Source organism: Corallococcus sp. AB049A (genome assembly GCF_003668885.1).
In the GTDB taxonomy this organism is placed as follows: domain Bacteria; phylum Myxococcota; class Myxococcia; order Myxococcales; family Myxococcaceae; genus Corallococcus; species Corallococcus interemptor.
Genome location: NZ_RAWL01000858.1, coordinates 1 through 767 on the forward strand (window position 1 = coordinate 1; position 767 = coordinate 767).

At 70.4% G+C, this 767-nt stretch carries 1 protein-coding gene; it reads right to left on the reverse strand.

Annotated elements, in window-relative coordinates:
- Positions 1 to 767 (reverse strand): glycosyltransferase family 39 protein (locus tag D7X55_RS39940; RefSeq protein ID WP_233610393.1); only part of this gene is annotated, 767 nt, incomplete at both ends.

Sequence of the window (767 nt, forward strand, 5' to 3'; positions counted from 1 at the left end):
CTCCCGCCCCGCCGGAGTCCGCCACCCACTGCTTGTGGAAGCCCTCCACCGCGTTGATGGGGAAGAACGGGTCGCCGTGCGCCAGCTCGTTGCCCTGCATCCACAGCAGCGGGAACGGCAGGCACACCAGGCCAAAGCCCACCGCGCGCGTGAGTGACGCCACCCGGTCCTCGCTGCTGAACACCAGCGCCACCGTGATGAGCGGGATGTACAGCCAGGCGTCGTAGCGAAGCGCGCACGCGAAGTTGAGCAGCACCGCGCCCCAGAAGAGCGGCTGGAAGCGGTTCTCCTCCACGCCCTCCGCCACCAGCGCGAACACCGCCAGCATGAAGAAGAGCGACACCGCCTCGCTGCCCGCCGTGGTGGAGAACTGCAGGTGCATGCCCCACGCGCTGAAGGCCAGCCCCGCCGCCACGCCCGCGCGCCAGCCGAACAGCCGCCGCGTCAGCGCGAACAACGGCACCACCGACGCCACGCCGAACAACAGGCTCACCAGCCGGCCCGCGACGTCGCGCTCGAACACCGACAGCACCGCGCCCACCAGGTACACGTGCAGCGGCCCGAACTGGTACGTGCCGTCCTTGTAGGACGTGATGACGTGCGGGTCGGCGAGCCACCGCTCCGCCAGCTCCGTGCGCACCACCGCGTCACCGAACAGGTTCTCGTTGATGAAGAACACCCCCAGCCGGGGGAGCAGCGCCGCCAACAGCAGCAGGCCCACCAACCACCGGATGGACGGCTCGGGCTGGGGTGCGGGCACCGCGGAC